The sequence below is a fragment of the Synechococcus sp. RedBA-s genome, from assembly GCF_024345495.1.
Lineage (GTDB): Bacteria > Cyanobacteriota > Cyanobacteriia > PCC-6307 > Cyanobiaceae > Regnicoccus_A.
Genome location: NZ_JAGQBF010000014.1, coordinates 19,695 through 46,633, shown reverse-complemented (window position 1 = coordinate 46,633; position 26,939 = coordinate 19,695). Strand labels below are relative to the sequence as shown.

The following is a 26,939-nucleotide window of genomic DNA, read 5'->3' as shown; positions in this document are numbered from 1 at the left end:
ACCTGCTTGGAGCCCGGGGGTGGGAAAAGTCGTTGCGAAATCTTGCGCCAATGGCAGGATCTGCGCGCGCTGAAGGGGAAATCCGCCGGACCTGGGGCCTTCGGCGGAGGGAGCGGCAGCGTGTTGGGCGAGGATGCACCATGGTCTGGTGGTGCCAGGGCAGTTCTCAGGTTCGCCCTCAGCCCCTCACCCCCCTTCAACGTTCGCGGATCACGCCTTGACTTCGGCCCCTGTTTCGGTTCCTGCCCTGAACACCTCCCGTTCCCAGGACCTCTTCAGAGCCGCCCAGACCTTGATGCCCGGTGGGGTCAGCTCACCGGTGCGGGCCTTCCGTTCCGTGGGCGGTGATCCGATCGTCTTCGACCGGGTCAAGGGCGCCTACGCCTGGGACGTGGACGGCAACCGCTACATCGATTACATCGGCAGCTGGGGGCCGGCGATCTGTGGTCACGCCCGGCCCGAAGTGATCGCGGCCCTGCATGAGGCCCTCGACAAGGGCACCAGCTTCGGTGCCCCCTGCGCCCTGGAGAACACCCTGGCGGAGATGGTGATCGAGGCGGTCCCCAGCGTCGAGATGGTCCGCTTCGTGAATTCCGGCACCGAAGCCTGCATGTCGGTGCTGCGGCTGATGCGGGCCTTCACCGGTCGCGACAAGCTGATCAAGTTCGAGGGCTGCTACCACGGCCACGCCGACATGTTCCTGGTGAAGGCCGGCTCGGGAGTGGCCACGCTCGGACTACCGGATTCTCCCGGGGTGCCGCGCACAACCACCGCCAACACCCTCACCGCCCCCTACAACGACCTGGAAGCGGTGAAGCAGCTCTTCGCCGACAACCCTGGCGAAATCGCCGGCGTGATCCTGGAGCCGGTGGTGGGCAACGCCGGCTTCATCACCCCCGAGCCGGGCTTCCTTGAGGGTCTGCGGGAACTCACCACGGAGCACGGCGCCCTGCTCACCTTCGATGAGGTGATGACCGGCTTCCGCATCAGCTACGGAGGCGCCCAGGCCCGCTTCGGCATCACCCCCGACCTCACCACCCTGGGCAAGGTGATCGGTGGCGGCCTGCCCGTGGGCGCCTACGGCGGCAGGGCCGAGATCATGGCGATGGTGGCCCCGGCCGGGCCCATGTACCAGGCCGGCACCCTCAGCGGCAATCCCCTGGCGATGACCGCCGGCATCAAAACCCTGGAGCTGCTGAAGCAGCCCGGCAGCTACGAGCGGCTTGAGGCGATCACCAAGCGTCTCAGCGACGGCATCCTGGCGGCGGGTCGCGAGGCCGGCCTGCCCATCTGCGGGGGCTCCATCAGCGCCATGTTCGGCTTCTTCTTCTGTGAAGGGCCCGTGCGCAACTTCGAGGAGGCCAAGGCCACCGACAGTGAACGCTTCGGCCGCCTGCACCGGGCCATGCTCGAGCGCGGCATCTACCTGGCCCCCAGCGCCTTCGAGGCCGGGTTCACGTCCCTGGCCCACAGCGACGCCGACATCGACGCCACCCTCAGGGCCTTCCGCGACTGTTTCGCCGCCATCGCCTGATGCAGCTGGGCAGGCGCTCACGGATCACGGCCTCCCTGGGAGCGGGGGCCGCAGTGGCCCTTCTAGCCGCTCTTGTGGGCTGCGGTCCCAGCGCTGATGACCAACCGCTGCAGTTCAAGGGCGGCGTCCCGGTGGGGGCGGTGCTCTCGCTCACCAGCAATGCCAATGCCTACGGGCAGGACCAGCAGATCGGGCTCAAACTGGCGCAGAGCTGGTTCCGCCAGCGCCAGACAGCCAACCCCCAGGGCGCCCTGAAGCTGAACCTGCGCCTGGAGGACGGCGGCGGCGATGAGGCCACCGCCAGCCAGGCCTTCAACCTGCTGATCGATGCCGGCATGGTGGCCCTGATCGGCCCCACCCTCTCCCAGCAGGCCTTCGCCGCCGACCCGATCGCCCAGCGCCGCGGCGTGCCGGTGGTGGCCCCCTCCAACACCGCCACCGGGATTCCCCAGATCGGTCACTTCATCAGCCGGGTTTCTGCCCCCAGCACCGAGATTGCGCCGCTGTCGATCGCCAAGGCCCTTCAGCTGACCCCTTCGATCCGGCGGGCGGCGGTGTTCTATGCCCAGGACGACGCCTACAGCACGTCAGAGACCGCCATCTTCCAGAAGGCTCTCACCGACAAGGGGCTCAAGCCCGTGACGGTACAGCGCACCCAGCTCAATGACCAGGACTTTCAAAACCAGATCACGGCCGCCCTGCGCGAGACCCCCGATCTGGTGGTGATCTCGGCCCAGGCCGTGGATGGCGGCAACCTGATCCGTCAGCTGCGGGAGCTGGGCTACAGGGGCGCGATCGTGGTGGGCAACGGCATGAACACGCCGAACATCTATCCGATCTGTCAGGCCTACTGCGACGCCATCCTGATCGCCCAGGCCTACAGCCCCGAGCTCGACACCCCCGTGAACCGCGAGTTCGTGGCTCTGTATCAAAAGGCCAAAGGCGGAGCGATCCCCCCCCAGCTCACGGCCCAGGCCTTCACAGCCTTCCAGGTGGTGGGCGAAGCCCTGCAAAGGCTGAACCAACGCCAGCCACTGGCCCAGCTTTCCCTGCAAGAGGCGCGCAAGGCGCTGATGGCCGAACTGCTGGGCGGCCGCTACGACACTCCCCTGGGCCCCATCAGCTTCAGCCCCGATGGAGAGGTGGTGCAGCAGCAGTTCCACGTGGCCCAGGTGCGGATGCAACCGGGTGGGCGCAGCGGCCGTTTCGCGCTGCTGCCCTGAACCTGACGTGGTTCATCTCCTGCAGATTCTGATCAACGGACTGGCCTCAGGGGCGGTCTATGCCCTCTTCGCCCTCGGTTACACCCTGGTGTTCTCGGTGCTGGGGGTGATCAACTTCGCCCATGGAGCGGTGTTCACGATCGGCGGTTACCTCACCTACCTGCTGATCGGTGGCGCCGTGGGGGCCAATGGGCTGCTGGCGGGATGGCAACTGCCCATGGCCCTGCCGTTCTGGCTGGCCCTGTCCGTCGCCGGAGCCGGCTCCGCCCTGGTGGGGCTGGCGGTGGAGGCGGTGGCGTTCCGCCCCCTGCGCCAACGCAACGCCGAACCGTTGCTTTACCTGATCTCCAGCCTGGGGGCCGGGGTGGTGCTGGTGAACCTGGTGCAGCTGCTGATGGGGGCCGAGAGCTACTCGATTCCCGCCTCCACTCTGGCGGCCCTGCCGCCGGCCCTGAGCCTGGGCGGCGCCCAGATCCGCAGCGTGCAGCTGCTGCTGCTGCTGGTGGCCGCCCTGGTGCTGGTGCTGCTCACCCTCTGGCTGGAGCGCAGCCGCAGCGGCAAGGCCCTGCAGGCGGTGGCGGAGGATCCGATCACCGCCCGCCTGCTGGGCATTGATTCCGGCGCCATGATCCGCCTGGCCTTCGCGCTCAGCGGCTTCCTGGCGGGGGTGGCCGGTGGACTGGTGGGGCTCAGCGTGAGCATCGCCGGCCCCTACTTCGGCATCGGCTACGGGCTCAAGGGTCTGGGGGTGCTGGTACTGGGGGGGCTGGGCAGCGTGCCCGGGGCGGTGCTCGGTGGCCTGATCGTGGGGCTGGCCGAAGCGCTGGTGCCGCCGGATCTCTCCGGCTACAAGGACGGGGTGGCCTTCGCGATCCTCTTTCTGGTGCTGCTGCTGCGCCCCCAGGGACTGCTCGGCAAACCGCTGGCCAACAAGGTGTGAGCGATCTCTCCCTGCTGGTGCAGATGGGCTTCGGCGCCCTGTTGGCCCTCTCCGTCTATTTGCCGCTGCGCTGCGGTCAGCTCTCACTGGCCACCCCGGGCTTCTATGTGATCGGCGGTTATGTGGCGGCCCTGCTCTCCACCCGTTGGCCCGCCCTGGCGGGCGATGGCGCCGGCTACCCCCTCACCTCCCTGGCCCTGGAGCTGCTGCTGGCGGCCCTGGTGGCGGCGGCTGTGGCCCTGGCGATCGGGCGACCCGTGCTGCAGCTGCGCGGCATCTACCTGGCCATTGCCACCATTGCCCTGGTGGAGATCCTCAGGGTGCTGAACCTGAACCTGGAGTGGAGCGGCGGCGCCGTGGGGATCTTCGGCATTCCCCAGCCCTTCGCCGGCCCCGGGGGCTATGCCCTGGCCACCGGTCTGCTGCTGGCCCTGGTCTGCTGGCTCTGCGCCCGGCTGGAGTCCATGCGCCTGGGGCGGGCGATGGCGGCCATCCGCGATGACGAACTGGCGGCCCGCTGCATGGGCATCCCCACCGCCGACGTGAAACTCACCGCCTTCGTGCTCAGCGCTGTGATCGCCGCCCTCACCGGCGTGCTGGCCGCCCACTTTCTCAACACCTGGAATGCCCGTCAGGGCAGCTTCGACACCAGTGTCACCAGCCTGGCCTTTGTGGTGTTCGGGGGCTCGCGCCTCTGGCTGGGGCCGGTGCTGGGGGGGCTGGTGATCACCGCCCTGCCCGAACTGCTGCGGCCGGTGGGCGATCTGCGCCTGATCCTCTACGGCCTGGTGATCCTGGTGGGGCCGATCTTCTTTCCCCAGGGACTGATCACCCCGGAGCGCTTCGCCAGGCTGCGGAAGCTGCTGCGCCGATCCTGATGCCAGCCGCCCCCCTGCTGGTGTTGGAGGAGGTGAGCTGCCGCTTCGGCGGCCTGCTGGCCCTTGATCGGGTGTCGCTGCAGGTGCAGCCAGGGGAGATCTTCGGGCTGATCGGCCCCAACGGAGCCGGCAAGACCACCCTGTTCAACCTGATCTCTGGGCTGGGCAGGCCCACGGGGGGGTCGATCCGCTGGGGGGATGGGGCGATTGACGGCCTGCCCCCCGATCGGATCAACCGGCTGGGGATCGGCCGCACCTTCCAGAACCTGCGCCTGTTCCAGCGGCTGAGCTGCCTGGAGAACGTGCTGATCGGCCTGCATCAGCGGGCACGCTCCCCCCTGCTGGCCTCCCTGCTGGGGGGACGTTCGTTTCGTCAGCGCCAGGGGGAGTTGCGGCAGCAGGCCCTGGAGCTGCTGGATCTGCTGGATCTGGGTGCCTCGGCCCAGCTGCCGGCCGGCAGCCTGGCCTATGGGTCACAACGGCGGCTGGAGATCGCCCGCGCCCTGGCCACCGACCCGCGCCTGCTGCTGCTGGATGAACCGGCCGCCGGTATGAACCCGATCGAGAAGGAGGAACTCTCGGCCCTGATCCGCAGACTGCGCTCCCGTTTTGATCTCACCGTCCTAGTGATTGAGCACCATGTGCCGCTGATGATGCAGCTCTGCGACCGTCTGGCGGTCTTGAATTTCGGCCGGCGAATCGCCCTGGGCAGCCCTGAGAGCGTGCGCCACGACCCGGCGGTGATCGAGGCCTATCTCGGGGTGAGCCCATGAGCGTCAGCCTCAGCAGCCCTGGCCCACCGTTGCTGGCCCTGCGGGGGATCTCGGTGCGCTACGGAGCGATCAGCGCCCTCAGCGGGGTTGACCTGGAGATCCACGAGGGGGAACTGTTGGCCCTGCTGGGCTCCAACGGCGCCGGCAAGAGCACCACCCTGCGGGCGATTTCGCGTCTGGTGAAGCCCCAGCTGGGGCGGATCGAGTGGCAGGGCCGCTCCCTGACCAAGACCGCCACCGAGGGAACGGTGCGGCTCGGCATCGCCCACTGCCCGGAGGGGCGGCGGGTGCTGGCCCGCCAGACCGTGGCGGTAAACCTGGAGCTCGGGGCCTATCTGCGCCGTGACCGCCGCGGGATCGAGCAGGATCTGCAGCGCTGCTACGAGCGCTTCCCCCGCCTGCGGGAGCGCCAGTCGCAGCCGGCCGGCAGCCTCTCGGGCGGTGAGCAGCAGATGCTGGCGATCGCCCGCTCGCTGATGGGGCGTCCACGGCTGCTGCTGCTGGATGAACCCAGCCTGGGGCTGGCGCCGAGGCTGGTGGCCGAAGTGATGGCGATCCTGCAGCAGCTGCATCGCGAGGGGCTGACGATCCTGCTGGTGGAGCAGAACGCCCAGGCGGCCCTGGCGATCGCCGATCGGGGGGTGGTGCTCCAGGCGGGCAGCGTCAGCCTCAGCGGCAGCGCCACTGAGCTGCTGGCCCATGACGACCTCCGCAGCAGCTACCTGGGGGCAGAGGATGCCGCTCCATGAGTGGCGCCTTCATCGTCATCACCCCAGCATCAGCCCCCCCTCCTGGCTCAGACTCTCCTGGGTGCTGCGCAGGTCGTAGAGCAGGTCCTCGAGGCTGAGCCGGGCCAGCTCCCGCTCCAGGGCCAGCTGCAGGCGCCGCTCCAGGGCGACGGCCACCTGGGCTCCCGCCGGCTCAGCCGCCTGGGACGCCCCCGCCGCGGCCGCCGGCTGGGAGGGGTCCGCCTCCACCGCCCGCAGCACCGCCAGCAGGGGAATGGCGGCGGCGGCGCACTGAAGCCGATAGCCGCCATGGCGACCCCGACGGGCGTCCACCAGCCCAGCGCGGCGCAGCTGCAGCAACAGCTGCTCCAGCATCGGCTCGGGAATCGCCTGGCTGGCGGCCAGATCGGGCCCCGAGCGCCAGCGCCCGGGCTCCAGGGCCAGTTCCAGCAACGCCTGGATCGCCTGCAGGCCCCGGCGCTTGAGCATCACCGCCCCAGGGAGTGCATCGGCCTAGGCGCCGCGGGCGGCCAGGCGCTCCAGCACGTGCTCCAGGGTGTAGCCGAACAGCGCCGGATCGGGATCGCTGGCGTCGATGTCGGCAAGGCCCAGCTCCGCCCAGCGGCGGTCCACCGCAGCCTCCTGCTCCGCCGTGCGCCGCAGCGGTTCGCCCCAGTCGTGGCGTTTCTCGGGGCCAATCTTGGTGGTGGCGTCGATCGCCAGACGACCGCCGAGCCCCAGCCGCTCACTGGCGAAATCAAGGGTGTCGAAGGGGGTGTCCTCGAGCACGAACAGATCCCGCTGGGGATCCACCTGGGCGCTGATCGCCCAGATCACCTGGCGTGGATCGCGGATGCTGATCGTCTTGTCGACCACCACCACAAATTTGGTGTAGGTGAACTGGGGAAGAGCACTCCAGAAGGCCATCGCCGCCCGCTTGGCCTGGCCCGGATAGGCCTTGTCGATGGCGATCACCGCCAGCTTGTAGCTGAGGCCCTCCATCGGCAGGAAGAAATCAACGATCTCCGGCACCTGCTGGCGAAGAATCGGCGTGTACATGCGGTTGAGGGCGATGGCCAGCATCGCCTCCTCCTTGGGAGGCCTGCCGCTGAAGGTGGTGAGGAAGACCGGATCGCGCCGCTGGGTGACGCAGTGGAAGCGCACCAGGGGGGAGTCTTCAAGGCCGCCATAGAAGCCCATGTGATCGCCGAAGGGGCCATCGGGGAGCACCTCCCCCGGCGCGATCGTGCCCTCCAGCACCACCTCGCTGTGGCTGGGCACCTCCAGGTTGAGCGTTTTGCACTTCGCCAGGCGCACTCCCTCTCCGGCATAGATGCCGGCGAACAGCCACTCGGAGAGCTGCACGGGAATCGGGGTGGCGGCGGCCATCACCAGCAGGGGGTGCACGCCGATCGCCACCGCCACCTCCAGGGGCTTGCCCAGGGCGGCGGCTTTGCGCAGGTGGCGGGCGCCACCGCGCACGCTCAGCCAGTGCACGGTCATGGTGTTCACCGACTGGCGCTGCAGGCGATAAACGCCCACGTTGGGCACCCCTGTGTCCGGGTCCTTGGTGATCACCAGGCCCAGGGTGACCACGCCGCCGGCGTCACCGGGCCAGGGGCGCAGCAGCGGCAGGGCATCGAGGTTCACCTGATCCCCTTTGAACACCTGCTGGTGGCAGGGGGGCAGCAGGTCGAGGTCGGGGCGGGCCTTGACCACATCCCAGAGCACGCCGCCGAAACGGACCGCCTCGCGCAGGCCCTTGGGGGGGCGGGGTTGCTGCAGCAAGGCCAGGCGCTCCCCAAGGTCTTCCAGCTGCTCGGCCCGCTCCAGGCCCATGCTCCAGACCACCCGCTCCACCGTGCCCAGCAGGTTGACTGCCACCGGCATCGAACTGCCGATCACGTTCTCGAACAGGAGGCCAGGTCCACCGCGGGCCAGTACCCGGTCGGCGATGGTCGCCAGCTCCAGGTCGGGATCCACCGGCACGGTGATTCGCCGCAGCTGGCCGCGCTGTTCCAGCAGCGCCAGAAAACCGCGCAGGTCTCGGGTGGTGCTCCGCGGCAACACTGCCTGCATTCGGTTCAGATCCGTTGCTGCCTACTGTGGCGCACCCTCCCCGCCCGCCGCGCCGTGCTGATCCACACCTTCCACACCTCCGAATGCGTGCCGGAGGCGGAGCGTGCCGAAGGCGGCAGCCCGGATGCGGCGGTGGTGATCGATGTGCTGCGGGCCACCACCACCATGGCCTGGGCCCTGGAGAACGGCGCCGAGGCGATCCAGGCCTTCGCCGACCTCGAAACCCTCAAGACCAGTGCCGCCGCCTGGCCGGCCGAGCAGCGTCTCACCGCCGGTGAGCGTGGCGGGGCCCGGGTGGAGGGCTTCGATCTGGGCAACTCGCCTCTGGGGGTGACCCCGGAGCTGGTGGCGGGCAAGCGCATCTTCATGAGCACCACCAATGGCACCCGCTCCCTCGACCGGGTGCGGGATCTGCCCTTGCTGCTCACCGCCTGTCTGCCGAACCGCAGCGCCGTGGCGAAGCGGTTGATCGAGCGGGGTGTGCAGAACGTCTGGATCGTGGGCAGCGGCTGGGAGGGGGCCTATTCGCTGGAGGACAGCCTGGCGGCGGGCGCCGTCGGCGCCGCCCTGATGGAGTTGGCCCCTGCCGCGGGAATCAGTGTGGCGGCCGGCAACGATGAGATGGTGGCAGCCCTGGCCCTCTGGCAGCAATGGCGGCACGACCCCGAGGCCTGCCTGCGCACCGCCAGCCATGGCCAGCGCCTGGAGCGGCTGGGCAACCACGACGCCGATTTCCACTGCTGCGCTGCCCTCGACACCCTCACAATCGTGCCGATGCAGGCCGAGCCCGGGGTGCTCAAGGCCAGCTGAGGCCAGCCCAAAAGGGGGCCGTGACGGCCAGCCCCCCCGGCGGACCTCCCCCTAAAGTTCCGCCGACCTGGCACTTCCTTCTGGTGACGAGCTTTCTGGCTGCCGCAGCGCAACTCACCAGCACCCCCGATCCGGACGCCAACTTCGCCGCCGCCGAGGAGCAGATCGAGCTGGCCGCCCGCCGTGGGGCCGAGCTGGTGGGCCTGCCCGAGAATTTCGCCTTCATGGGCGACGACAGCCGCCGCCTGGAGCTGGCCCCCAGCTTGGCGGACCGCTGCAGCCGCTTCCTGGTCACCATGGCGCGGCGCTATCAGGTGACCCTGCTGGGGGGTGGTTTCCCCGTGCCCGCCGGCGAGCGGGTCACCTACAACCGCGCGGAGCTGGTGGGGCGCGACGGCCAGCTACTGGCCCGCTACGACAAAATCCACCTTTTCGATGTCGATCTGCCCGACGGCAACACCTATCGGGAATCGGAGACCGTTCAATCCGGCACGGCGCTGCCGCCGGTGGTCGATGCCCCGGGCCTCTGCCGGATCGGCCTTTCGATCTGCTACGACGTGCGCTTCCCGGAGCTCTACCGTCACCTGGCCGGCGCCGGCGCCGAGTTGATCATGATCCCGGCGGCCTTCACCGCCTTCACCGGCAAGGACCACTGGCAGGTGCTGCTGCAGGCGAGGGCGATCGAGAACACCGCCTACGTGCTGGCTCCGGCCCAGACCGGCCTGCACTACGGCCGCCGCCAGAGCCACGGCCATGCCCTGGTGATTGATCCCTGGGGAACCGTGCTCGCTGATGCCGGCGTTGGTGTGGGGCTTGCGATGGCCCCCGTCGACCCTGACCATGGCCAGCGGGTCCGCGCCCAGATGCCGAGCCTCAACCACCGTCACCCGTCGCTGTTCTGATCCTGAGGAAGCCACGCCTAACCCGTCTCGGCCCACTGAGCACCCTTGTTCTGGGCGCGGCTCTGCAGGGCGCCCTGCTGCTGGCCGCCCTGCCGGCACGGGCCGCCAGTGCCCTGGCGGCCTGGCGCATCAACAGTGAGGGGGTGCTGGAGCTACGCACCGCCCCGTCGATTTCCCTGCAGGCCTTTTTTGAGGCGGGCCAGGGCAACGCCGGGCCCAGGGTCTGGATCGATCTGCCGGGAGCTCCCGGCCGCACCCGCAGCATCCGTGGCAATGGCATCCTGCGCGAGGTGCGCATCGGCAAGCCCGATTCCGAAACCACCCGACTGGTGTTGGAGTTCCAGCCCGGCACCCAGCTCGATCCCAGGCGCCTGAGGCTGGTGGGCACCTCACGGGACCGCTGGAAGCTGGAGTTCGAGGGTCTTCCCACTCGCAGCCTGCGCACGCTCGGTGAAGGGGATATCAATGCCGCCTCGGTCCCCTGGCGCTCCAATCCAGGTTTCACCCCCGGCATCAACCGCACGCCTTTCTCCACCGCCGGCCTTCCGGATGTGCCCCGCGGGCGCTTTCGGGTGGTGATCGATCCAGGCCATGGCGGCCCGGACCCAGGCGCGGTGGGCATCGGCGGCCTGCGCGAAACCGATGTGGTGCTCGACATCAGCCTCCAGGTGGCGCGATTGCTCCAGGCCAAGGGGGTTCAGGTGATCTTGACGCGCACCTCGGAAATCGATGTGGATCTGCCGCCGCGGGTGTCCCTGGCCAACAGCAGTCGCGCTGATGCCTTCCTCAGCATCCATGCCAATGCCCTGAGCATGGCCCGGCCTGATGTCAACGGCATCGAGACCTTCTACTTCCAGAGCTCCCTTTCGCGGGCTCTGGCGGCGGCCGTCCAGTCGGAGGTAGTGGCGGTGTCACCGGGCAGTCCGGACCGGGGGGTGCGCACCGGGCGCTTCTTCGTGATCCGCCGCACGGTGATGCCCGCCGCCCTGGTGGAGACCGGCTTCGTCACCGGCGACATCGACTCCCCCCGCCTGGCCACCGCGTCCCACCGGCAGCGAGTGGCCCAGGCGATCACGAGCGGTATCCTCCGGTATCTGGCAGGGGGCTGATGGAGCAGCGGATCGGCCTGCTGGACAGCGGCTTGGGCGGGCTCACGGTGCTGCGCCGGATGCTTGAGCATCACCCCGAGATCCCCTTTGTGTACTTAGGCGACACCGCCCGGGTGCCCTATGGCCATCGCTCCCCCAACGAGATCCGCCGCATCGCCGCGGAGGTGGTGGGCTGGTTGCGGCGGCAGCAGGTGGATGCGGTGCTGATGGCCTGCAACACCACCAACGCCCTGGCCTTCGACATCGCCGAGGCCGAGGCCGGCAGCGGCCTACCTGTCTTCGGGCTGATCGACTGCGTCGCCAGCCAGCTGAGCTGCACGCGGGTGGGCGTGCTCGCCACCCCCGCCACGGCCTCCAGCGGCGCCTACGGCCGGGCCCTGCGCCTGGTTGATCCCTCCTGTCAGGTGATCGAAATCGGTTGTCCCGCCTTCGTGCCGTTGATCGAAGCCGGTGATTTCAGCGATCCACGCCTGCGCGCCGCGGCGATCGCCTACCTCGAGCCGCTGCTGGCCGAGCGGGTGGAGGCGATCGTGCTGGGCTGCACCCACTACCCCCTGCTGGAGGACCTGCTGAGGGAGCTGCTGCCCCCCGAGGTGCTGCTGGTGGATCCGGCCCAGGCGGCGGTGGCCCAGCTGGGCCAGCGGCTGGGCAAGGCACCCCTGCACCAGGCCCGTTCCTGCGGCCTGCACCCCCGGGAGGTGCCGGTGGAGCGGGGCCGGTTCTGCGTCACAGGTGATGCCGAGGCCTTTGCCCTGGCCGCGGCCCCCTGGCTGGGCTGGCAACCCCAGGTGGAGCGGGTCTGCCTGCGTTCGTCGGTGGGAGCCTTCTAGGATCGCGGCACAAGGCGGGTGACATGGCCACCGTTGCAGAGCTGCTCCAGCCGGTCGAGAACGACCTCGAAACCCTGCTGAGCGATCTGCGCTCTTTGATTGGAGCTGGGCATCCAATTCTCCAGGCTGCCGCTGAGCACCTGTTCAGCGCCGGCGGCAAGCGCATCCGCCCCGGCATCGTGCTGCTACTATCTCGCGCCCTCTCCCCGGACGGCGAGCTCTCTAGTCGCCACCGGCGCCTGGCGGAGATCACCGAGATGATCCATACCGCCTCGCTCGTCCACGATGACGTGGTGGATGAGGCCTCCACCCGCCGTGGGGTGGACACGGTGCACAGTCGCTTCAACAACCGCCTGGCGGTGCTCGCCGGTGATTTTCTCTTTGCCCAGGCCAGCTGGCACCTGGCCAACCTCGACGATCTCGCCGTGGTCAAGCTGCTCTCGCGCGTGATCATGGATCTGGCCGATGGCGAGGTGCGCCAAGGCCTCTACCGCTACGACACCGGCCAGAGCTTCGAGACCTACCTCGACAAGAGCTACTGCAAAACAGCCTCCCTGATCGCCAACAGCGCCAAGGCCTCGGGTGTGCTCAGCGGCCTCGACAACGATCGCCTCGAAGACCTCTACCACTTCGGCCGCCAGCTCGGCCTCGCCTTCCAGGTGGTCGATGACATCCTCGATTTCACCGGCAGCGACCAGCAGCTGGGCAAACCCGCCGCCAGCGACCTCGCCACCGGCTATCTCACCGCACCTGTGCTCTATGCCCTGGAGGAGCGTCCGGCCCTGGCGGGGCTGATCGAGCGGGAACTCTGTGAACCCGATGATCTGGCGCAAGCGCTGGCACTGGTGCGGGGCTGCGAGGCGATCCCCCGCTCCAGGTCCCTGGCTGAAGGGTTTGCGCGCGAAGCCGGTGAATCCTTGCAGTGGCTCAACCCCTCCGACTCCCGCACGGCCCTGCTGAGCCTGCCCGAGTTCGTGCTCAGCCGGCTCTACTGACTCCGGCTCGACTTACTCCGAAGCCTCGGCCGGCCCTCGCTGGGCTGATTGAACACCAGCAGCAGGCCACCCATGATCGCCAGGTTCTTCATCAGCTGAATGCGATCAGCGGTATCGCCCAGAGTGCTGTGGAAGATCAAGCTGGTGGGCACCAGAAAGATCAGCAGCAGCACCGCGCCGAGGCGCTGACGCCAGCCCAGGATCAGCAACGCCGATCCCACGGCCAGCAGGCCCATGGCCAGCACCAGCAGCAGCGGGGCCAGGGGAAGTCCTTTGGCGGCGATCGTGTCGGCCACCGCGGCAAAATTCGTGAGCTTGCCCACCAGGGCATGAACGAACACCAGCGCCAGCAGCCCACGGGCCAACCCATCCAGCCAGGGGAGGGAGCGGGAGCGTTGAGCTGAGCGGGAGAGGCGCAGCTGGGGCCTGGAGCTCCTCATCGAGAACGGTGCATCGGCCTGCAGTCTGGTGGATTCAGACGGATGATCACCGCGAGTCCACAGCATCAGGGGCGTCTGACGACACCGGAGCTTCCCTCCATGATGGAAGCGTTCCTTTGAGTGCAGTCCCAGCGTGAGTGAGCGCGCCACCCAGCCAGGGGAGCCCGGCGAACCGGCCACCACAGCCGACTCGGGCTCCAGTGAGCGGCTACCGGTCCTGGTGAGCCTTGGACGGACCCTTGCTGAGGCCCGCCAGGCCCAGGGCATCCCTGTGGGCGTGCTGGCGGAGCAGAACTACCTCTCCACCGACCGGCTGAATGCCCTGGAATCAGGTGATCACACACGGCTGCCGGAGCGGATCTACCTGATCGCCCAGGCCCGACGGGTGGCCACCAGCCTCGGCCTCGACGCCGACCAGCTGACCGAGCCGCTGCTGGACATTCACCTGCCCGGAGTGGCCCGCACGGCCGCCCCCAGCGCGGTCCCCGTGGCCAGGGTGAGCCTGGCGGCTCCGGCCATGGCCCCCCGTGAGCCGGGCACGGTTCCCTTCATTCAGCCAACCCCAAAGCCCCGACGCGGCGGGAAGACCTGGCTGGTGGCGGGGGCTGCCGGGGTGCTGGCGCTGGCGGGGGGCCTGGCCTTCGGCTGGAAACAGAGCCCACCGGCTGCCAGCAACCTGGCGAGCCCACCCGTAGCGGCAGGGACCAGCGAAGCCCCCAGCCCCGGCAAGCAACCCGCTGCGCCCACCAAACCCGCCAAACCCAGCCAGGGGAGCCTTCAGCTCAGCAGCCGGGAACCCAGCTGGCTGGAGGTGCGCAACGGCGAGGGCAAGGAGCTGTTCCGTGGTCTGTTCAGTGGCACCAGCACCTTTGCTCTGGCGACGGGTCTGCAGGTGATGGCGGGCCGCCCGGATCTGATTACGGTGACCACCGCCTCAGGTCAGGCCCAGCCCCTGGGCACCATCGAGCAGATCCGCTGGCAGCGCTTCTCCAGCAGCGGGGAGAGCCAACCGACCACCAGCAGCACGAGCCGCTGAAGCAACCGCAGGGAGAATGGCGTTTGCCCCCTGGAGCCGAGCGATCGAGCGCGTTTGCGAACCTGAGCTGATGGAGGGGGCCGAGCAGGCCCTGGCCTACGCCGAAGCTGATTTCAGTGCCACCGACCAGGCCATGGTGGAGCGCATCGCCTGCTGCTTCGGTGCCCAGCTGGGGGAGCGCATCGTCGATCTGGGTTGCGGGCCGGGCAACATCACCTTCCGCCTGGCCGATCACCATCCCTCCAGCTTGGTGGTGGGGGTGGATGGCTCGGGGGCGATGCTGGCGATCGCCTTGGCCCGCCTCGATCAGCTGCGGCTGCGACACCTTCAGCAGGGTGAACGGCCCCGCGCATCCGTGAGCTTCCAGCAGGCCCGGCTCCCCTGCCCTCAGCTGCAGGGGGGCTACAGCGCCGTTGTGAGCAACAGCCTGCTGCATCACCTCCATGATCCCCAGGTGCTCTGGAGCACGGTGCGGCAGATGGCGGCCCCCGGGGCTGCGATCTGCATCAGGGATCTGCGGCGTCCCGCCGATCAGATCGCCCTGGAGCGGCTGGTGGCCACCCATGCCGCCGGTGCCCCGCCCGTGCTGCAGCACGACTACCGCCAGTCGCTGCGGGCTGCCTTCACGGTGGAGGAGGTGGAGGCCCAGCTGGTTGAGGCCGGCCTGAGCCAGCTGGATGTGGGAGCCGTGGAGGATCGCTATCTGGAGATCATCGGCCGGCATCCGATCTGAAGCCGCCGCCGCTGAGCCTGTCTGTGGATCCACACGGGCGGAGCTTCAGGCCACTCCTTCCCTGGCCGCACCGCTGTTCACTCCGAAGCCGTTGCGCCGTACTGTTATCGCCCTGCAGGTCCAGCAGCCTCAGAGCGCTCTGCTGTTCGCCCTGACGGCTGTGATCCCGGCCCTGATGGCCCCGGGAGCCGCCATCGCCGAGGAGCAGGAGACCACGAACCACCAGCCCCCTCCCCCTGGAACGCCACTGTGGAGGTCTATGGCTTCCTGCCCCTGCGCACCACGGTCAGCACCTCCGTCAGGGGTCTCACGGCCGATCTGGATCTGGACCAGGTGCTGCGTCCGCTGACCATGGCCGCCGATGTGCGGGGTCAGGAAGGCAGAACGTCCCCTGATGGGATCCGGCGGCTGGACTCCTCGCTCAACAACATCCAGGGCATCAACAACCTGGCCGCCCGCTACCGCTTCGGTGACCGGGAAGAGGCCATCGCCAAGGCCGGCAGCTTCAGTGTGATCCCCTATGCCGGCGTGCGCTTCGTCGACATGCGCTACGACCTGGACGTTCAGTTCGAGGGGCCAAGGCTGACGCCTCGCGTTCCAGTCCTGGCGCTACGTGCACCTGGGCGGCACGAATGACCAGTCCCCCGAAAATGCCTACAGCTATAACTAGAACGGCGTGGAGTTGGGGGCGAAATTCTTTTTCAGCCTCCGGCCATGGCCTGGCTGACCCTGGCGCTGTATGTCCTGCTGAAGGGGCTCAACGCCACGGCCCTGAAAGGGCTACAGAACTTCGGAGCGGCCCATCCGATCGGCGGTGAGAATCCGATCAGCTTCTGCAACGTTTTCTTTGTGGCCCAGCTGATTGTTGGCCTCATGGCGCTACTACCCGGCCGCCGGCAACTGCCCGTGCTGCTGAAGCAACTGAACGGGGGTGATCAACGCCTGCTGGCGCTCGACACCCTGCTGGGACTGCTGTTGGGGCCGGTGGCCTTCTACTTCGTCTTGGAATCCCTCACGGTGATCAGCCAAAACCTGCTCTTTGCCCTGGTGCTGCCCTTCTCGGCTGTGCTGGCCCAGCTGGAAATGGCTGGCCTGGGCGATCGGATGGATCAACTGTCGGGGGTGATCTGGGCGCTGCTGGGGGTGCTGGGCACCAGGATGGGCACCGCCGTCGGTGGGGCATGACATGAGCAAACGCAATGCAGGAACCTGGGCTTCCCTGGCGCTGGCCCTAGGGGGCCTGCTAGCGATGGCAGCCAACCCACTGCTGGCCCAGACCCGGCCGGCGGGGGAGCCTGCGGTGGCGCAGCGGCGACCACCCTCGCCCCTGGAGGGCAGTGCCTGGCTACTGGAATCGATCCCGGGACGCAGAGCGGTGGTTCCGCCCACTCCGACCCTGCGCCTGGAGCAGGGTCGCGTCAGCGGCAGCGACGGCTGCAACCGTTACTCCGCCACGGTTCAGGTGCGGGACACGATCTTTCGGGTGAGCGAACAGGGTCCCTCCACCCAGATGGCCTGTCCTGATCAGCAGATGCGCCAGGCAGAAGCCTTCAGGGCAGCCCTGACGGCGGCCAGGGGCTACGCCCTGCGCAACGGCCAGTTGGAGCTGATGGCCGCCAATGGCAAGCCCGTGGCCCGCTTCCGGCCCCAGCCCCAGGAGATCGCCGGCGCCCTCTGGATCGTCACCGGGCTGAACAACGGCAAGCAGGCGGTGGTGAGCACCTTGACCGGTACCACCCTCAGCCTGGAGCTCAGCTCCAGGGGCCGCCTGGCTGGAGCGGCTGGCTGCAACCGTTACAACGCCTCGGCGGTGGTGGGCCAGGGAACGATCCAGGTGAGTCCGCCGGCGGCAACCCGCAGGATCTGCGTGCGGCCCCGGGGCGTGATGGAGCAGGAGATTCAGTTCCTGAGCGCCCTTGAATCCGCCAGCCAGTGGCAGATCGAAGCGAACCGGCTGGAGTTGCGCCGGCCCGATGGGGCCCTGGCGATCACCCTGCGCCGCGCCGACGGCCGATGAGCCACAGAGCCGCCGCCGTGGGTCTGTGGCTGGGGCTCATTGGCCTGCTTCTCGCGGGTTCGGCCCCCAGCTCTGTGGCGACAGCCATCACCACAGCAGCCTTGATACAGCTGGGGGGGCCACCCCTGGCGCCCGGTCGGAGCAGCGGCCAGGTGGGCGTGCCCCTGGAGCGGGCCAGCGGCGGAGACACACCCGTGCTCAGCCTCCAGAGCAGCGGCGGTCCGGTGCGGTTGCTGCTCGACACCGGCGCCTCCACAACCCTGGTGACCCCCGAGCTGGTGCGCCGCCTGGCGCTCCAGAGCCGGCTGGTGGACCCCAGAACCTTCGCGCTCGCCGGTGCCGGTGCGGCCTGCCCCGAGCTGAAGCCTCGGCGGGTGCAGCTGCCCGACCTGGAGATCAGCGCGGCGGGCAATCGCTTCCAGATCAGGGGCATGGAGGCGCTGGTGCTGCCGGTGGCCGAGCTGCCAGAGGGGGTTGATGGGGTGCTGGGTGCCCCGCAGCTGCGGCAGCAGCCACTCTGGATCGACCCCCTGGGCCAGCGCCTCAGCCTGGGTCCGCTGGCCCTCGTCGATGCCGATCGCTTGCGCCGGGCAGCCCCCACCGGCGCCACCACCCTGCCGCTGCTCTGGCGCGAAGGGGTGCCGCTGATGCCCATGGCCACGCCCGCGGTGTCGGCCCTCGCCCTGGCCGACACCGGCGCCGAGGGGCTGTTCATCACAGCGGGACTGGCTACGAAGCTGCGGCCCCTGGCACCAGCCAGGGCTGTGCGGCTGGCGGGGTTCTGCGGCGAGCAGAGCGCCAGCCTCCAGAGCCTCTCCGGCCTGGCCCTGCCGGGGGGTGATCCAGGCCAGCGAGTCGAGGCCATCGTGACCGCCAACCCGATCTTCGAGAGCCTGCGGGTGGAGGCGATCGTGGGGCAGGAGTTGTTGCGCCGAAGGGCCCAGCTCTGGCGGCTGGATGCGCAGCCTGCAACGCTGAGCCTCTGGCCATAGCACCGCTCTGATGCCACAAGGAGTTCCGTTCACCTCCCGCCTGAGCCGTGCCCGCCACCGACTGGGGAGGCTGATGGGCAAGCTGCTGCAGCGCTCGGGGAGCCTCAATGGCCAGCCGCTGAACAAGGCCAGCCTGCTGGTGATCGTGCTGGTGGATCTGCTGCTGCTGCTCAACATCTTCAGCGGCATGGCCGCCATCGCCCAGTGGCCCCTGAGCCCTCAGCAGGCCTTCCCCTGTCAGGCCGAGTGGAGCCTCTACCGCGATGGCAACACGGATCAGCGTCAGCAGAACCTGGCGATCCTGCGCCGGGCCCTTCCCCGCCGCTCACCGGGGGAGAGCAAGGCATCAGCCCCTGAACCGGGATTCAGCGCCCGGGCCATCGCGGACGGCCGCGACCACCTCGGCCAGGTGGCGCCCCTCTGCCTGGAGTTCGCGGGCCATCAGGACCGCATCGCCGCCCAGCCTCAGCTGCGCCAGCGGCAGAGGGAGCTGGATGCGGCCGAAAGCGAGATCACCGCCCTGGAGCAGGGCAACGCCTCCATCCGCTCCCAGTACGACTCCAGCCTGCTGGAGCAGATCGCCAGTCAGCCGGCCTCAAAGACCATCCAGAAGGTGCCGGCCTCCCAGGCCCGGCGTGAGATCGAGGCCAACGACGCCCGCATTGCCAGCCTGCGCGATGAAGTGGTCACGCTTGGTCAGGGCCTGCTGGAGGCCCGTGACAGCCAGGCGTTCCTGGCGTTTCTGAACCGCAGCAGCAGCTATGCGGCGATGGAGCGGGGCTTCGCGCGGGCCCAGTTCTGGGCCCCCAGCCAGCGCCTGCTGCTGCAGGGCCTCTTCCTGGCGCCCCTGGTGCTGCTGAGCCTGCTGATCCATCGCCACGCCCTGCGCAGGGGGCACGGCCTGCTGGCGCTGGTGAGCTGGCACCTGCTGGTGATTTCCCTGATCCCGCTGCTGCTGAAGCTGGCTGAAGCGGCCCAGGTGGGGGTGATCTTCGAGCTGCTGCTGGCGGCGGTGCGGGCCCTGGCGGGCAACCTGCGCTTCCTGGTGAATTACCTCTACCTGTTGGCGGTGCCAGTGGTGGGTTTCGCCCTGATCAAGCTGCTGCAGGCGCTGTTGTTCAACCCCAGGCTGCAGGCGGCGGAGCGGGCCCAGCGCAGCCGCTGCCTGCACTGCGCGCGCAAGCTGCCCAACGGCGACCGCCACTGCCCCCACTGCGGCTACGCCCAGTTCCGCACCTGCGTCCACTGCCACGAGCCCACCCGCCGGCACCTGCCGTACTGCAGCCACTGCGGCGCCGCCCAGCTGGAGGTGGCGCCAGCCACCCTGAGCCCCCGGCCGTGAGATCGGGCTCTCCCCATGGGCGGCGATCAGGTCCCTGGCCCCGTGCTCGGCGGCCGCTCCTGCTGCTGCTGACCCTGGTGGTGTCGCTGCTGCTGCCGCTGCTGCTGGCTCCTTCCTTGGCCGGCCCTCCCGCCCCTGGCAGCAGTTACGCCCTGGCCCAGGCCGCCCCCTTCAACCGGCCCAGCCACTACCCGCTGGCCCAGCGCCCCGATCCGCGCCTGTATCAGCCCCACGCCGACTGGATCGGGCGGTTGATCCTGCCCAGCGCCGCTGAAACCGACCGGGATCCCGGCGACTGGGTGTGGGTCGAGATCGAGCACGCACCCACGACAGCCGTGGCGCTCCAGGGGCAGGTGCTGCGCCTGGGCTGGGCCCAGCGGCCTGTCCTGCAGGAGCTGGTGGAGCGGGTGAGCACCGATGTGCGCTTCGCGCCGGAGGCCCGGGCGATCGAGGCCCAGGGCAACGTGCTGCCAAGGCGGCTGGATGGGCGTCGGCGGGTGGGCCCACTGCAATCGCTGGCGGGGGCGCGCCCCAACGACGATCTGATCGTGCAGCTGGAGGAGGTGGAGCTGGAGCCGGCGGCGGATGGCCCCAGCCGGCTAAGCATCGGCCGACCACCGCTGCAGATCAGCGGCCGCTACGTGGGTCTGGGGCGGATTCTTGGGCCCGTTGCCAGCCAGCCGGAGCGCTTCCGCGTGCAGCACTGGAGCCCGGAGCGGGGGGACTTCAGCGGCCCCGAGGATGTGGTGCGGGTGCCCCAGCAGCCCCGCGATCGCTACGGCCGCTGGATCTCCACGCCGCGAGGGCTGAGCTCCAATCCCGTGGGGGCCCAGGGTTGGTACCTCTATGGCGCACCTGATGCCGAAGGGCTGTTCACGGTCCAGGCCATCCGGCCCAGGGCCCTGCACCTGCTGAGCCCCGATGCCGTGCTGCCCACCACCCGAGAGGGACTCCCTTACATCCTGCGCGGCAACTGGGCCAACACCCCCAGGCAGCGGGGGCGGATCAGGCGGGTGTTGCTGGGCGAAAACTGGCAGGCCGGGGATAGGGCCCTGCTGATCCACAGCTTCGGTGGCATCGGTGGGCCGGGGGGTGAACGGATCAGCGGCTTCACCGTGACCGGCCACTTCGCCTTCGGGGAAGCGCGGGTGGTGAACGATGCCATCACCGGCGAGCCCCGCTTCGACCTGCGCTACCACCAGATCTATGCCAACAACCCCAATGGGATCGTCTCGGGGACCCAAGACTGGACGGCCTTCAGCGGTGATCTCCAGCGGGGCTGGCTGGGCTCGCGGCCCATCTCCGATGTGTTGATCAAACTGCGCCCCTTCGACGACCTGACGGTGGCCGGCCAACCTCTGTCGTTGCTGCAGGAGCTGGCGAACCAGGCGGAGGTGCTGATGGCCCGCTACCGCAGTGGCGACGGCAGCGGCGTCTCCACGGTGACCCCGTCCACCTCCTGCGTGCAGGATTCGAGCCAGGCGCTGTTCATCGCCATCGATCGCCTGCGCCGCCGCACGGCCAACGAACCCGAGCTGCGCCGCTGGATCAAAGCCCACCCCCAGGAGAACTCCAGCCAGGCCTTCCGCCAGCTGGCGGGTCTCTCCTCTTCCCTTGATGAGCTGCTCAGCCCCTTCGGCATGGTGCGCTCCGATTGGCGCCACAACGCGGCGGTGGTGGCGGGTGGGAGCTTCGTGCGCGGTGAAACGGGCGTGGATGCGCTGCTGAGCTGGCGCTCGATGCTGCCCCGCCGCGCCCACGACGACATGGCACGGGTGTTTCTGCAGCACGGCGCCAGCCTCTGGTTCCTGCGCAGCAACCAGCTGGCCGGAGGCGACACCAGCCTTGAACCGCTAGCCCCCACCCTGTTGCTGGGTCAGATTCCGATCCTCTCCACCCTGCTACGGCGCCTCAGCGATGCCCTGTTCGCGCCCCTGGGAGCAGCCAGCCTGGGGAGCGCTCTGGCGGTTGTGGCGGCCTACGCGGCGCTGGCCCTGCCGCTGGGCTGGGGCTCGGGTTTTCTGAGCCCCTGGAGGCTGGAAGCACTGGGGCCGTCGCTGCGGGCCGTGCCGGGCCTGCTGCTGATGCCGGCCCTGGGGGAGGAACTTCTGTTCCGCGTAGCCCTGCTGCCCCACCCGCTTGAGGGGGAATCCCTGGCCGGTTCAGCCGCCTGGGGAGCCCTGAGCGTGGGTCTGTTCGTGCTGTACCACCCTGTGGCGGCCCGCTGCTGGTACCCGGCGGGGCGAGGGGTGTTCGGCGACGGCCGCTTCCTGGTTCAATGCACCTTGCTGGGGGCGGCCTGCGTGCTGAGCTACGGGCTGAGCGGCTCCCTCTGGCCGCCGGTGCTGCTGCATGGGCTGGCTGTAACGCTCTGGCTCTGGGGCCTGGGGGGCAGAGCGAGGATGCAAGAGCAGCCGCAGCTTTCGCCGTGACCCTCGATCGCTTCAAGCAGGCCCTTGCGGCTCTGATGGAGAAGGCTCCGTCGGACCCCCTGGAACGTGATGAGTTCTTCGAAGTCACCCCCCTGCCCGCCGAAGACGGACCGTTCGAGGTGGTGGTGGTGGATGAGGAGACGTCAATCTTTGCGGTGCTCTACCTGGATCGGCTTTTTGCCGATGAGGAGAGCGAAGGGCAGCGGGAGGTGGAAGCCCTGGTGCCCAACTACCTCAGGTCACACTTCCAGCTTGAGCAGGGGGAGTGGGCCTCCACAGCCCCCTTTGATCTGGGCTGGAGAAGCCGCGACTTCCTCTGGTTCCAGGAGTTCACGGTGCCGGGACTGAGCCCGGCCTGCCGCTACGACTGAGAGTCAGCGGCGCCCGTTGACGATCACCGGGGTGCCACCGCCGACTGTTCCCGGCAGGGCCGGCACCACGGAGGTCTGGCCGTCCCACTTGTCGAGGAAGAGCTTGAAGAGCACCTGATCATCAAGGCTGGAGTTGAGAATCTGGTAGCGCTTGGCCTCCTGTTCGGCGATCTTCACTTCGGTCTGGGCGCGCAGCAGCCGCTGATCGGCGATCTGCTTCTGCTCAATCGCTGCACGGTATTCCTCAGCGATCTGCAGGCCGGTGAGGTCAAGCCCCTGCACCTGCACGTAATCGAATTTGATCAGTTCCTGGGCCACTTTGTCCTGAACGAGCTCGGAGATGCTGTTCCATTCAGTGGCGATCGTAACCAGCTCGTATTGGGAGAACACCGACTTGAGTGCTTTGAGCAGTGACGGCTGAATGATGCGCGGATAGATCTGCTGGTTGTCTGTGGCGATCGTTTCGTAGATCCGTCCTGCTTCCTTCGGCTTGATGGCATATTTGACCGTGGCCGTCGCCTCGATCACCTGCAGATCCTTGGTGAGCGTGGAGAACTGCTCAGGACGCACCTGGGTGCGCACATCAAACAACGAAGTGGCCTGAATCAGCGGCACCTTGACGTTAGGACCGGGGCTGCGCTGGCCACCCGTGACGCGCCCCAGGGTGGTGACCACAGCCACGTTTCCGGCCGGGACGATGAAGATCGTCTGGGTGAGCAAGATCAGCAGGGCCACAGCCGCCGCCGCGATCAGCTGAAAACCAGCTCCGGGTCCATCGCCACCGGCCGGGCGCATCGAACTCTGCATCAACAAAGGCATCCAGGGGCCCAGACCCTAGGGCCACCACCACGCCCCCTGACCTGGCCAGAACGCCATCCGCCCCTGGTCCTGACAAAAGAACGGATGCATCGCCTGATGCGACCGAGGGCGAAGACAAGGAGCACTCCATCCACTCAGGGGAGAATCGCGCACAATTTATTGAGTCAATTCCCTACTGATCCAGCACTTAAAAGCCATTCAGGTGGCGATATTCAGCTCAAAAGTCTTCAACATTCATGACATACTTTAAGCAGTCTGCAGCAACTGCCTGGTTGGCATCGCTCAACCGCAGACTACACCAAAGGGAGCCCATCTACGTTGACTGACTTCAACAATGGCTAGCCTTTGGCTGAGCTCCATGTAGGTGCGTGTTTTATGAGTACCCAGCTGGGTGATTTTGTTGCCGTTTTCACAGCAGTGCTTTTCGCGATCTTCACACTGCTGACCCCACTGAGAGCTACGGCTGTCGCCTCAGACCTCATTTCCATCCCCATCGCAATCGGAACCATGTCAAACAATTTAGACGCTTCTGCCAAAGACGCAGAGGGGAAACTGGAATCGGCCTATGGCGAACTCACGGGCGACGCTGGACATCAGATCAAAGGAAAGGCCAAGCAAGTGCAGGCGTCGGCCATGCATACCGCAGACAATCTCAAGCAGGGCGCCAAAACAGTAGCCAAGAGCATCAGCAAGGCGGCAGACAACCTGACCGATGATCTGAGCTGAAGATCACAGCCGTCCCCACCTCATGGCAGGGACGGCTGCTGACTACCGGACACTATTGACAGATACAGAGAATCTAGAATCAGAGCCGTATAGCCATATCGCGATATCTTTCCACAGACGCGGACTAAATGATGCTGGGATTCATCGCGACTGCATTGGTCATACTCTGGTTGCTTGGCCTGCTGACCAGCTAAACACTGGGCGGTTTGATTCACATCTTACTGGTCCTCGCAGTGATTACGATCCTGCTCCGCTTGATTCAAGGGCGTGGCATCTGAACACCTCCGGCCGGCCATGGGGCCTGCAACAACCTCTCAACCTTGGCGACCTGCAGGTGAGCGAGTGAAGCAGACTATCAGCTCCTGAAGGTTGTCCTTGCCGTGGAACCTGAGCCGTTGATCGATCACCCTGAAGGCGGGCGTTTCCGTGAACTGTTCCGCTCCAGCCATCGTGTAAGCACAGCAGCAGGGCAAGGCCGTTGCGCACTCACCCACATTTATTTCAAGTTGCGGGCTGGTGAACGAAGCCTGTTTCATCAGGTGGCCTCCGACGAGGTCTGGAACCTCTACCAGGGCTGCGGTCTCCGTCTTTACAGCTGGGACGGAACCAGCACCTCCCCTAGCTGTGTCACGCTCTCAGCCGAGACACGCACGTTCTGCCACGTGATCCCAGCTGGCCTCTGGCAAGCCGCTGAACCGATCAGCGATGAGGTCTTGGTGGGATGCACGGTGGCCCCTGGCTTCGAGTTCGGTGATTTCCAGCTGCTGAGCCCTGATTCAGCGCAAGCTGAGGAGCTCATCAACCGGGATGCGGCGATGGTCAGATTTGTTCCCCACTGAATCTCAAGACCTCCAGATCACACCGAGGCGTTCATGCTGATCGGAACCTCACTGCTGATGGATTGGATCTTGGCTTGGTGCCTGGGCCACCGCTTGGAACAGGTGCCTCAACGATGACGACCATGAAGGATCACGGATCCTTGATCCAGGCTCGCGCCCTGAAGCTGCAGGCGAGCGTGACCATCACCAACACAGGCAACGTGGAGGCGGCGGAGGTGGTCCAGCTGTACCCGGAGCCACCCGCTCGGAAGGTGGAGCGTCCAGCTCGGACCCTGGTGGCGTTTCAGCGCCTGCTTCTGACCGCCGGTGAAGCCCGCCGCATCACCCTGGCCATCCAGCTACGCGCCTGCGCCACCTTCGATCCGGCCCAGGATGGCTTCGTGACCGAAGAAGGCTTGCACCGGCTGGTGGTGGCCAGGCTCGCCTTGCGGATGCCCCCCGGCAGGGCATCGCCGGCATCAGGAATCCAGGGCTTCCAGATCCGGATCCCCAGCCATCGCTCGTAGATCCGCAGTGGCGCCCCACCCAGGTGGTCAGGCTGATACGGATCACGCCGGCCAAGCAGCCGATCTGACAGCTGATCGGCGAGCGTCCCGATCACGACCGACCAGGGCAGCCACAGGCTGACTGAGGCGGCCACCGCACCCAAACCGCTGAGCGAAGCCATCAGCGCGTGCTGAAGGTGCGACCCTTCCAACGCACCTGGCCCCGCTTGAGGTTGAGGATCGCCATCAGGAACACCCCAAGGAAAAACAGCACCGGGATGGGGAACAGCAGGTTGATCCAGGCGAAGCGCCCCACGGGCCGGGTGATCACCAGCAGCTGAAGCACATACGCCGCGTAGACCAGCGCATTACTCAGCACGGCATGGTCCTGACCCTGATCCTGGGCGATCAGCTGCACCGCCAGTGGTTCAGCCCCTCGCCGCTGCAGCTCGCGGCCGGAAGCCGGGTGCTGATGATCGAAGACCTCGCGGTGGCCTCTACCTACCAGTACCACCAGCTGCGCCTGCTGCACACCTTCGTGGCGATGCGCAGCTTCCGCGATGCCCTGGTCGAGCGGGGGCTGGCGGTGCGCTATTTCGAACTGCCTGCTTCGGCGGGTGTTTCGTTCTGGGAGCGGCTGGCGGCGGAGCTGGGCGAAGGCCGGGAGCTGCAGGTGGCGGAGATCGCCGACCGCAGCTTCGAGCAGAGTCTGAATCGCTTCTGCCGGGAGCACCTGGTCCGGCTGACCGTTCTGCCCTCGCCCGCCTTCCTTGAATCCATCGCCGAGAGTCGGGCCTGGTTCGAAGGACGTCGCCGCCCCTTCATGAAGACCTTCTACGAGCGGCAGCGCCGGCGCCTGGGGCTGCTGCTCGAAGCCGACGGCACCCCCAGCGGTGGCCGCTGGAGCTTCGACGCCGAAAACCGCCGCCGACTGCCGAAGGGCTATCAGGAGCCGCCCCTGCCGGCTGTGACGGCCAGCCCCCATGAACCGGCGGTGCGGCAGCTGATCACCACCCACTTCGCCGCCCACCCCGGAGTGCTGGGGGAACTCTGGATTCCTTTCGATCACGCCGGGGCCGACGCCTGGCTGCAGCGGTTCCTCCAGGACCGTCTCGACGGATTCGGCCCCTACGAGGACGCTCTGAGTGCGCGCCTGGGCACCCTGCACCATTCCCTGCTCTCTCCCCTGCTCAACATCGGTCTGCTCTGTCCAGCTGGAGTGATCGAGGCCACCCTGGTCCACGTGCAGCAACGGCAGAACGGTGAACAGCCGGTGCCGATCGCCTCGCTGGAGGGGTTCCTGCGCCAGGTGATCGGCTGGCGTGAGTTCGTGCGCGGCATCGATCGCGTGCATGGCGAACGCCAGACCAGCAGCAACTTCTGGAACCACCAGCGCCGGCTCGCGCCCTGCTGGTCCGACGGCAGCACCGGCCTGCCACCGCTGGATGCGGCGATCGAGCGGCTGGAGCGCACGGGCTACAACCACCACATCGAACGGCTGATGGTGATCAGCAACCTGATGCTGCTCTGCGAGATCCACCCAGCGGAAGTGCAGCGCTGGTTCATGGAGCGCTACCTGGATTCCTATGAGTGGGTAATGGGTCCGAACGTCTACGGCATGGGCCAGATGAGCGATGGCGGCCTTTTTGCCACCAAGCCCTACATCTGCGGCTCCAACTACATCCTCAAGATGAGCGATTTCAAGAAGGGGCCCTGGTGCGAGATCTGGGACGGCCTCTACTGGCGCTTCATCGACGGCCACCGCGCCTTCTTCCAGGCCAACCCCCGCCTCTCGATGATGGTGCACCTGCTGGATCGGATGGACCCCGTTCGCCGCGGTGGCCTGTTCGTCGCGGCGGAGACGTTCCTGGAGGGCGCCACGATGGTCCTGCCTTGACCGTCGCGT

General features: G+C 67.7%; 30 protein-coding genes. 25 read left to right on the top strand and 5 right to left on the bottom strand.

Annotated features, from left to right (window positions below; genetic code table 11):
* Positions 1-217: 217 nt before the first annotated feature.
* From hemL to KBY67_RS07615, 6 genes are read left to right on the top strand one after another with little or no spacing between them, the layout of a single operon-like run.
* Positions 218-1,534 carry a glutamate-1-semialdehyde 2,1-aminomutase gene (hemL, locus tag KBY67_RS07640; protein WP_255110413.1) on the top strand — a complete coding sequence of 439 codons (1,317 nt, stop codon included), beginning with the start codon at positions 218-220 and terminating at the stop codon, positions 1,532-1,534.
* Positions 1,534-2,757 carry an ABC transporter substrate-binding protein gene (locus KBY67_RS07635; protein ID WP_255110412.1) on the top strand — a complete coding sequence of 408 codons (1,224 nt, stop codon included), beginning with the start codon at positions 1,534-1,536 and terminating at the stop codon, positions 2,755-2,757. Before hemL ends, KBY67_RS07635 begins: the two co-directional genes overlap by 1 nt.
* A gap of 7 nt (positions 2,758-2,764) precedes the next feature.
* The gene (locus KBY67_RS07630) at positions 2,765-3,697 is read left to right on the top strand and encodes a branched-chain amino acid ABC transporter permease (protein WP_255110411.1); all 933 of its coding nucleotides are present in this window, start codon (positions 2,765-2,767) and stop codon (positions 3,695-3,697) included.
* The gene (locus KBY67_RS07625) at positions 3,694-4,575 is read left to right on the top strand and encodes a branched-chain amino acid ABC transporter permease (RefSeq protein ID WP_255110410.1); all 882 of its coding nucleotides are present in this window, start codon (positions 3,694-3,696) and stop codon (positions 4,573-4,575) included. Before KBY67_RS07630 ends, KBY67_RS07625 begins: the two co-directional genes overlap by 4 nt.
* Positions 4,575-5,348, top strand: a complete 774-nt coding sequence (locus KBY67_RS07620) for an ABC transporter ATP-binding protein (RefSeq protein ID WP_255110409.1) — start codon at positions 4,575-4,577, stop codon at positions 5,346-5,348. The genes KBY67_RS07625 and KBY67_RS07620 overlap by 1 nt, the downstream gene beginning before the upstream one ends.
* Complete coding sequence (locus KBY67_RS07615) at positions 5,345-6,097, top strand: ABC transporter ATP-binding protein (protein ID WP_255110408.1); 753 nt, start codon at positions 5,345-5,347, stop codon at positions 6,095-6,097. The genes KBY67_RS07620 and KBY67_RS07615 overlap by 4 nt, the downstream gene beginning before the upstream one ends.
* An 18-nt stretch (positions 6,098-6,115) precedes the next feature.
* Here the strand turns inward: KBY67_RS07615 and KBY67_RS07610 are convergent, their stop codons facing one another.
* Together KBY67_RS07610 and KBY67_RS07605 are read right to left on the bottom strand one after the other, a co-directional pair.
* Positions 6,116-6,565 carry an Rrf2 family transcriptional regulator gene (locus tag KBY67_RS07610; protein ID WP_255110407.1) on the bottom strand — a complete coding sequence of 150 codons (450 nt, stop codon included), beginning with the start codon at positions 6,563-6,565 and terminating at the stop codon, positions 6,116-6,118.
* A 24-nt stretch (positions 6,566-6,589) separates the two neighbouring features.
* Positions 6,590-8,155 (bottom strand): UbiD family decarboxylase, encoded by a 1,566-nt coding sequence (locus KBY67_RS07605; protein ID WP_255110406.1) that lies wholly within the window; start codon positions 8,153-8,155, stop codon positions 6,590-6,592.
* A gap of 54 nt (positions 8,156-8,209) precedes the next feature.
* Between KBY67_RS07605 and KBY67_RS07600 the strand changes: the two genes are divergently transcribed.
* From KBY67_RS07600 to sds, 5 genes are all read left to right on the top strand, one after another.
* Complete coding sequence (locus KBY67_RS07600) at positions 8,210-8,965, top strand: 2-phosphosulfolactate phosphatase family protein (RefSeq protein ID WP_255110405.1); 756 nt, start codon at positions 8,210-8,212, stop codon at positions 8,963-8,965.
* 83 nt (positions 8,966-9,048) lie between these two features.
* On the top strand, positions 9,049-9,867 hold the full coding sequence (locus KBY67_RS07595) for a carbon-nitrogen hydrolase family protein (protein ID WP_255110404.1): 819 nt from the start codon (positions 9,049-9,051) through the stop codon (positions 9,865-9,867).
* A 35-nt stretch (positions 9,868-9,902) separates the two neighbouring features.
* Entirely contained in the window at positions 9,903-10,976 is a 1,074-nt protein-coding gene (locus KBY67_RS07590; protein ID WP_255110448.1) for an N-acetylmuramoyl-L-alanine amidase, read from the top strand.
* Entirely contained in the window at positions 10,976-11,806 is an 831-nt protein-coding gene (gene murI, locus KBY67_RS07585; RefSeq protein ID WP_255110403.1) for a glutamate racemase, read from the top strand. The genes KBY67_RS07590 and murI overlap by 1 nt, the downstream gene beginning before the upstream one ends.
* Positions 11,807-11,829: 23 nt before the next feature.
* Complete coding sequence (sds, locus tag KBY67_RS07580) at positions 11,830-12,801, top strand: solanesyl diphosphate synthase (RefSeq protein WP_255110402.1); 972 nt, start codon at positions 11,830-11,832, stop codon at positions 12,799-12,801.
* Here the strand turns inward: sds and KBY67_RS07575 are convergent.
* Positions 12,795-13,241: a DoxX family protein gene (locus KBY67_RS07575; RefSeq protein ID WP_255110400.1), complete on the bottom strand. Its 447-nt coding sequence runs from the start codon at positions 13,239-13,241 to the stop codon at positions 12,795-12,797. The two genes, sds and KBY67_RS07575, sit on opposite strands and share 7 nt — an antisense overlap.
* A gap of 133 nt (positions 13,242-13,374) precedes the next feature.
* Between KBY67_RS07575 and KBY67_RS07570 the strand changes: the two genes are divergently transcribed.
* From KBY67_RS07570 to KBY67_RS07530, 9 genes are all read left to right on the top strand, one after another.
* A complete protein-coding gene (locus tag KBY67_RS07570; protein WP_255110397.1) occupies positions 13,375-14,277 on the top strand; it encodes a RodZ domain-containing protein in 903 nt (300 codons plus the stop codon).
* A 16-nt stretch (positions 14,278-14,293) separates the two neighbouring features.
* Positions 14,294-15,010 (top strand): trans-aconitate 2-methyltransferase, encoded by a 717-nt coding sequence (locus KBY67_RS07565; protein ID WP_255110395.1) that lies wholly within the window; start codon positions 14,294-14,296, stop codon positions 15,008-15,010.
* Between the two features lie 249 nt (positions 15,011-15,259).
* The gene (locus KBY67_RS07560; protein WP_255110393.1) at positions 15,260-15,646 is read left to right on the top strand and encodes a hypothetical protein; all 387 of its coding nucleotides are present in this window, start codon (positions 15,260-15,262) and stop codon (positions 15,644-15,646) included.
* Positions 15,647-15,724: 78 nt separating this feature from the next.
* Positions 15,725-16,195, top strand: a complete 471-nt coding sequence (locus tag KBY67_RS07555; RefSeq protein WP_255110391.1) for a hypothetical protein — start codon at positions 15,725-15,727, stop codon at positions 16,193-16,195.
* A gap of 1 nt (position 16,196) precedes the next feature.
* Positions 16,197-17,027 (top strand): META domain-containing protein, encoded by an 831-nt coding sequence (locus KBY67_RS07550; protein WP_255110389.1) that lies wholly within the window; start codon positions 16,197-16,199, stop codon positions 17,025-17,027.
* Positions 17,024-18,019 (top strand): retropepsin-like aspartic protease, encoded by a 996-nt coding sequence (locus tag KBY67_RS07545; protein WP_255110386.1) that lies wholly within the window; start codon positions 17,024-17,026, stop codon positions 18,017-18,019. Before KBY67_RS07550 ends, KBY67_RS07545 begins: the two co-directional genes overlap by 4 nt.
* A 10-nt stretch (positions 18,020-18,029) precedes the next feature.
* Complete coding sequence (locus KBY67_RS07540; RefSeq protein ID WP_255110384.1) at positions 18,030-19,361, top strand: hypothetical protein; 1,332 nt, start codon at positions 18,030-18,032, stop codon at positions 19,359-19,361.
* Complete coding sequence (locus tag KBY67_RS07535; protein WP_255110382.1) at positions 19,358-21,793, top strand: type II CAAX prenyl endopeptidase Rce1 family protein; 2,436 nt, start codon at positions 19,358-19,360, stop codon at positions 21,791-21,793. The genes KBY67_RS07540 and KBY67_RS07535 overlap by 4 nt, the downstream gene beginning before the upstream one ends.
* Complete coding sequence (locus KBY67_RS07530) at positions 21,790-22,164, top strand: hypothetical protein (RefSeq protein ID WP_255110380.1); 375 nt, start codon at positions 21,790-21,792, stop codon at positions 22,162-22,164. Before KBY67_RS07535 ends, KBY67_RS07530 begins: the two co-directional genes overlap by 4 nt.
* A 3-nt stretch (positions 22,165-22,167) precedes the next feature.
* On the opposite strand, the gene KBY67_RS07525 is transcribed toward KBY67_RS07530, so the two are convergent.
* The gene (locus KBY67_RS07525) at positions 22,168-22,971 is read right to left on the bottom strand and encodes a prohibitin family protein (RefSeq protein ID WP_255110378.1); all 804 of its coding nucleotides are present in this window, start codon (positions 22,969-22,971) and stop codon (positions 22,168-22,170) included.
* Positions 22,972-23,358: 387 nt separating this feature from the next.
* On the opposite strand from KBY67_RS07525, the gene KBY67_RS07520 reads away from it, so the two are divergent.
* From KBY67_RS07520 to KBY67_RS07505, 4 genes are all read left to right on the top strand, one after another.
* Positions 23,359-23,709: a CsbD family protein gene (locus KBY67_RS07520; protein ID WP_255110376.1), complete on the top strand. Its 351-nt coding sequence runs from the start codon at positions 23,359-23,361 to the stop codon at positions 23,707-23,709.
* Between the two features lie 197 nt (positions 23,710-23,906).
* Positions 23,907-23,987 carry a lmo0937 family membrane protein gene (locus tag KBY67_RS14930; protein ID WP_255110446.1) on the top strand — a complete coding sequence of 27 codons (81 nt, stop codon included), beginning with the start codon at positions 23,907-23,909 and terminating at the stop codon, positions 23,985-23,987.
* A 102-nt stretch (positions 23,988-24,089) separates the two neighbouring features.
* Positions 24,090-24,548, top strand: coding sequence for a cupin domain-containing protein (locus tag KBY67_RS07510; protein ID WP_255110374.1), 459 nt, complete (start codon positions 24,090-24,092; stop codon positions 24,546-24,548).
* Positions 24,549-24,688: 140 nt separating this feature from the next.
* Positions 24,689-25,054: a fibronectin type III-like domain-contianing protein gene (locus KBY67_RS07505; RefSeq protein ID WP_255110372.1), complete on the top strand. Its 366-nt coding sequence runs from the start codon at positions 24,689-24,691 to the stop codon at positions 25,052-25,054.
* 160 nt (positions 25,055-25,214) lie between these two features.
* Here the strand turns inward: KBY67_RS07505 and KBY67_RS07500 are convergent, their stop codons facing one another.
* On the bottom strand, positions 25,215-25,412 hold the full coding sequence (locus KBY67_RS07500; RefSeq protein WP_255110370.1) for a hypothetical protein: 198 nt from the start codon (positions 25,410-25,412) through the stop codon (positions 25,215-25,217).
* A gap of 3 nt (positions 25,413-25,415) precedes the next feature.
* Between KBY67_RS07500 and KBY67_RS07495 the strand changes: the two genes are divergently transcribed.
* Positions 25,416-26,930, top strand: coding sequence for a cryptochrome/photolyase family protein (locus tag KBY67_RS07495; RefSeq protein WP_255110368.1), 1,515 nt, complete (start codon positions 25,416-25,418; stop codon positions 26,928-26,930).
* The last annotated feature ends 9 nt before the right edge of the window (positions 26,931-26,939 follow it).